Source organism: Sporomusa sp. KB1 (genome assembly GCF_007830295.1).
Classification (GTDB): Bacteria; Bacillota; Negativicutes; order Sporomusales; family Sporomusaceae; genus Sporomusa.
On sequence record NZ_VLKC01000002.1, the window covers coordinates 1,430,749 to 1,436,748 of the forward strand.

Annotated in this window: 6 protein-coding genes; 2 read left to right on the top strand and 4 right to left on the bottom strand. The window is 40.2% G+C overall.

The genetic code is table 11. The features are described 5' to 3' along the window. Positions 1-187 precede the first annotated feature (187 nt). Positions 188-553, top strand: a complete 366-nt coding sequence (locus tag SALPA_RS10280; protein WP_145093213.1) for a hypothetical protein — start codon at positions 188-190, stop codon at positions 551-553. Positions 554-903: 350 nt separating this feature from the next. Next, on the top strand, positions 904-1,122 hold the full coding sequence (locus SALPA_RS10285; protein ID WP_145093216.1) for a hypothetical protein: 219 nt from the start codon (positions 904-906) through the stop codon (positions 1,120-1,122). A 47-nt stretch (positions 1,123-1,169) separates the two neighbouring features. Here SALPA_RS10285 and SALPA_RS10290 read toward each other — a convergent pair whose 3' ends face one another. From SALPA_RS10290 to SALPA_RS10305, 4 genes are all read right to left on the bottom strand, one after another. Next, positions 1,170-1,394 (bottom strand): hypothetical protein, encoded by a 225-nt coding sequence (locus SALPA_RS10290; RefSeq protein WP_145093219.1) that lies wholly within the window; start codon positions 1,392-1,394, stop codon positions 1,170-1,172. A gap of 217 nt (positions 1,395-1,611) precedes the next feature. Beyond that, positions 1,612-4,560: an EAL domain-containing protein gene (locus tag SALPA_RS10295; RefSeq protein ID WP_145093221.1), complete on the bottom strand. Its 2,949-nt coding sequence runs from the start codon at positions 4,558-4,560 to the stop codon at positions 1,612-1,614. Between the two features lie 387 nt (positions 4,561-4,947). Next, positions 4,948-5,157: an SDR family oxidoreductase gene (locus SALPA_RS10300; RefSeq protein WP_255451132.1), complete on the bottom strand. Its 210-nt coding sequence runs from the start codon at positions 5,155-5,157 to the stop codon at positions 4,948-4,950. A 3-nt stretch (positions 5,158-5,160) separates the two neighbouring features. Continuing rightward, a complete protein-coding gene (locus SALPA_RS10305; protein WP_145093224.1) occupies positions 5,161-5,964 on the bottom strand; it encodes an epoxyqueuosine reductase in 804 nt (267 codons plus the stop codon). Positions 5,965-6,000 lie beyond the last annotated feature (36 nt).

The window sequence follows — 6,000 nt, forward strand, 5'->3', positions numbered from 1 at the left end:
TAGGGCCTTTTTTATGTCCTTACCAGTGATGAAAGCTTACTTTTTTTAATTCTTTGGCTATAGCTTTCATGGCTCTGATCCCCGGTAAGGCCTTTTCTTACTTGTTTCTTCGAAAAAGTAAATATTTTTTTAATATTTGCATCAGATAAATTGATAAACAACTATGTGAAAAAAGGATGTGACTTTAATGTCAACGGTGTCAAGTATTTCTGCGTATACAACATCCACACTACTTTCTGCTACAACATCAAGTTCAGACACTACTATTGATGCCACGACTAATGCCGTTACAACTACTGATACTTCATCATCTGATACAGCTGATACTGCTGCCTATTCACTAGAAATAACTCCTGCTCTAATAAAGGCTGCTCTTCAAAACACATATACTTCACAACTTTTAGCTTCCTATCAGGACGCCACAATTTCAAATTTAGTTTTATATGACTGCTATAACAATCTATCATCTAACGCATTAAACTATGTTGTTTCATCAAATGCTGATTCCTCTACTACCTCTTCTTCAACAAGCACGCTTGACTTCTTAGTTTAGGATGTTATCCAGCCTCCTTTCTAAAATAAAACAACCGACCACAAAGCTATAAATACATAGCTCATGGTCGGTTGCACTCCTGCTCGCTTTGGGACAAGTGCCCACATACATCCCAAAAGTCATCACACCCTTGAGTTTGTACCAAGTATATAATATGCTAGCACTGTATGTCAAGATAAGTATTATATTTTTTCTATATCCATCCATTTTTTGATTAAATTGCAAATTTCCTGACTTAGTAGGATAAATAATAATCCACCACCTCTCAACAGAGGTCTTATTAATAAAAGTTAATATTATTCAAACACAGTCCATTTATAATAACATTATCTACGATGGGGGGTTATATTGTGAGTACCATGAATATCGGACAATACTCTACAGCATCTAGTCTCTACTCAGTTAAAACAGCCTTCACCACTGCTCTTTTGAAAAAGGAAATGGATAGTGCTTCACAATCGGTTACCGGTACCGTTTCAGAAGCACTGGACAGCACTGTTGAATCACTTAATAAAACCGAAGCAGTCAATCCTCTCTCAAGTTCAAACGTAATAGATATTAGTATCTAAAACAAAAACAGCCTTAACGGGCTGCTTTTTTTATTTTAGCATCCAAGTTATTTTAAAGCAACGTCTGTATCAAACAGGGTAATATGTCCACAATTACCACATGTCATGTACATACATCTTATTGTCGTTATTCCACCATCTTGCTCATCTTTAATCGGCAAATAAACAAAACTATTTTGACGGGTTGTACCTTTACTATATCCGCATACTGGGCAATCCATATCTGCTCTTTTCTCTATTAATCGATTTATTATTTTATCTTGTAAATCCATACGATCTCCCTTTTACCATTTTTATACATCCTTCGATGAAAAGGGGGGAATCTCCTGCAAATATTTGCAGTATAAATTAGACAAACACCATCACCTATGCAAGTGCCATTGCACAATTTCGTCCTATACGTTTACCCTCATATAACGGCATCCGATCGGTTCATCACATCATCTACAGTCTCTCCATGCCTAACGGTGGATTTGTATATGTCATACCCTAACAATATTTTTTCCATATTTTATCTTCCGCCAAAGGTCTGCTGATGAGATAACCTTGCATTCTATCACACTTCAGTTCCTGTAAAAATGACATTTGTTCTGTCGTTTCAACCCCCTCTGCGACAACGTCAAATCCCATTTTATGTGCCAACTGAATAACCGTTCCCACAATGGCTGCATAATTTCTTTTCTCCAGCAAAGCATCCACAAAGGATTTGTCAATTTTAATGGTATTTACAGGTAATTCGCTGAGATAGGTCAGAGAGCTATAACCTGTGCCGAAATCATCCAGAGAAATCCTGATTCCCTGTTTCTTTAAATTACTGATTTTATCAGTCACCTTTTTGAAATTTTCAATAAGTATCGTCTCGACAATTTCTAAAATAAGACAATCCTTGGAAAAAGCAGTTTTTTCTAAAACACTTGCAACTTTATCGGCAAAATCATCTTGCAGCCATTCTTTAACTGACACGTTAACAGACATATGCACATTCGTTAAACCCGCATCATGCAGCCTCTTGCCAAATAAACAAGCTGTCTGCAAAACCCATTCACCAATTTCCACAATTAAATTACTTTCTTCGGCAACAGGAATAAACTGTGCTGGAAAAACCAAACCATAGTCCGGGCTTTGCCAGCGAATTAAAGCTTCAAAAGCAACCAACTGTTTATCCGCATTAACAATCGGTTGATAATATAAAGCAAATTCGCCATTTTTCAAAGCCCTATGCAAACCAGCTTCTAGTCGCATTTTATTAATAATATCTGTTTCCATATCAGTTATAAAGAATTCAAAACGATGTTTGCCTTGTTTTTTGGCGCACTGCATAGCAATATCGGCATTTTTCAATAAGGATTTCGTATCACACCCATCATCAGGATATAATGCAATGCCGATGCTGAGTGTCACCGCCAAAGGATCATGGGTGGAAATACATACCTCACCCACCACTTGAATCAATTTCTGCGCAAATTCGCTTATGGTCTGACGATCAGTTTCACCGGAAAGGATAATTATAAACTCATCTCCGCCCAACCGCGCTACAAATTGCTCCTGAGCAACCTTTTTTAAAGCGTTTGCGGTTCGCAGCAGAAACTGATCGCCTACAGCGTAGCCCATGGAATCATTGATCATCTTAAAATTATCTAAATCAATAAATAGTAAAGCGCCTGCCCCACGGCCATTTTGAGCATCTAATTCTGCCGACAGTTTTTCTAAAAATGACAGACGGTTGCCCAATCCCGTCAGAATATCGTGGTAAGCCAAATGGTGTATTTTCATACTTTGCATTTTCTTCTGTGTTATATCTGTCATAGAGCCCGCCATACGGATGGGTTTACCATCGGCATCAAATAATACCTTACCGCGTCCAAGCACCCATAACGTCTCACCTTCTTGAGTTATAATTCGATATTCACAGATGTATTCAGGAGTCTTTCCCGCCAAATGTTCTTCCAAGTTTTGCTGCCTTTTATCCAAATCGTCAGGATGAATTTTATTTACAACACGGGGATCGAAAATATCACAGTCTGTAAACATATGTGAGAAATGAAAATTATCTGCCCATTGTCCTAATAAAGCAACCGTTCTTCCTTTTATATTCCAATCCCATATTGCATCTTTCGAACCCGCAGCCACTAAACGGTATCGTTCCTCGCTTTGAGCCAATTCTTGTGTTTTTATATTAAGCTGTTCAAGCTGCACACGCAGTTCAGCTTCCGTCGCGGCCAATTGCCCATAAGTGGCCGCCAACTCCTTATTTCTGGCCTGCAGCTCCCTTTCAGCCTGCTGACGGCTTATCTGCATAAAGTCGATAGCCTTGGCTACTCCGCCAATTTCATCATGGCTGGCAAGCAGCTTATCCGGCAAACGATCTGAAAAATCGCCGCAGGCCATATGATTAAGGTGCCTGACTAATTCATCCATGCGTCGAGTCAGTTGATAGGAAAATGCCAGAATAAAAGGCAAGATCATAATAATTAGAACAATCGTACCAGATGCTAAAGAAATACAGACTTTTTTCGCCCTGCCAGCAATCTCGTCTGCAGATACTACCGTGACTAAAGTCCAGTTTCTCATGCCAGAAGTCTGCATATTGACAAAGCATCTCTGCCCTTCAATCATAGTTTCAAAATATGTATTTGAGCCTGCCAGGAGGCGCCAATACTCAGGAAATTTCCAACTGGTCGTACTACCTTTTGGGGTTAATACCCCGTTACTAGCCAATTGGGCAATGTTATGCCCCAAAAATTCCGGATTCGGATGAGCCATAATTGTTCCATCCTTGGCGAGCATAAATACATATCCTGTTTCACCTATTTTCATTTCCGAAATTTTTCTTGTAAATTGATCCAAACTTACATCAATACCCAGTACGCCGATCACTGCGCCGTCAAAATTCCGTACAAAATGAGATGCGGTCACGGTAAATTTACTACCGTCGTAGGTCTCATACGGTTCAGACAGAAAAGTTTCTTTCTGATCCTCTATCGCCGGCCTATACCAGGGACGCTTGCGCGGATCCAAGCCCTTTTGCGCAGCTCTTCGCGGCCATCCGATAAACCCGCCTTTTTCTGTTCCCAGATAGGCATAAGCTGTCTCCGGATGTTGCTGTGCATATCGTTCAAGTTCCCGGTAAATCTTCTCGTGTACACTGTCGTTGCCCGGAGGTACATTTTCTTGTTGTGTATTATAAAATGTATCCACAGTATCCGCCATTTCAATAAACGGATTTATAGCCAAATACTGACAGTCTTCTTTCATACCATTCAGCATAGTACCAATCGCATGATCCATCTGGATCATTTCTTTACTAGTACCCTCCCTTATTTCCATTTCCAGAGCCGTTTCCATCTCCTCATAGACAAAAAAAGCTAACAGTATTAAGGGGACCGTGGTAACAATGATAAATGCAGTGATTATTTTATTGCGCATAGAATTGAACATACTAGCACCACCCTTTCGGCATACAAATCATAAAAAAAAGCCAGGCCTAATGCCCAGCATCGTTGCTAGTTATCAAAATGCACCCGACAATGCTTACTTATAAAATAATCATGCTTGCATCTGCCAACTGCCATATTTTACTAATAAATATTCTTAAGTAAAATTATAGTATTTTTTGAAAGATTCGTCTATAAAAAGTATCACATACTCTAACATCTTATTGCTAGGCCGACCAGTATTGTCGGCTGTTTTATACAGAAGATTCATTTTGAAGCCGTTTCCCCTCTGCTATTCTACCACTTTTCTAACACTTCCTAGCACAAATGAGCAGAAAAGTGGTAGATACGCTCTTTTATTAATTTATATGCTTAGTTTCATGAACTCGTTTTATGTATCTATTAAATTGTGGTACAGTTCAGAATTAACTGGCCCAGGAGCAACCGCATTTATCGTAATTCCCTTAGGTCCAAATTCTTTTGCTAATTGACGTGTAAATTGCTCAACAGCTCCCTTTGTCTCAGCATATACGCTGTATGCCGGGAACATCATACCGGCTACTGAGGTGGAAAATTTGATGACTCTCCCGTTATTTGCCATGGGTTATCCTCGTCTAACCGGAATTTTATTTTCACAGGGAACCCGCGTCTGACATTTGGCACATCCGTAGCGGGGAACATATATTTCTTTCTCTCTTCCAATATACTCCTGGCAAATTTGGTTATCTTTACCAGCCTTATCAATGGCCTGCGCCGGGCAACGCTTGGTGCAAGCCCCGCAGTGTGAACAATATTCATCAACCTCTGTGTACGCCCGTTGTGTAGGGTCTAAATGAAAATCCACAATTACGCTGCCGCACCGCCCGGCCGAACCCTGTCTGGTAATTAACGACCGACTTAAGCTAAAGGTACCGAGGCCTGCAACAAATGCAGCGTGCCGTTCCGACCAATTACTGCGTAAATTAACGATTGCAAAACGTTCATCCAAAAGGGGGGCCAGCGCATGATGCCTAGCTTTTTCAACCAGTTCGACAATAAACCGGCGTAAAGCCATATTGAGTATCTCCCCTTCCCATCGCCCATAAAGCCATTCTGTGGCCGTTACTCCTTGAATCCGGTTCGCCTCGCGAATTCTTTGTGTATACGGTAGAAAGTAGACAATGACAGACTTGGCACCTGGCATCCATTCGTGTGGATTCATGTGATGAGATCCTATAATATCAGGCTGTTTAAATGTTTCCCATAATCCATCTGTAGCGCTTGCAACCCCAATCAAAGGTAAATCCCAGATCTGCATCCTATTATAGGAAGTGGGCGGTGTCGAAATTGTTTCTAGCTTTTCCACTATATTTTTCGGGCTGTTTAAAGTAAATTCATTCACTTTTTTCTGAATATCTTGTAACAGCATAACAGCTCCTCCTTTCCTTCCTTGCGGCCAATTTTA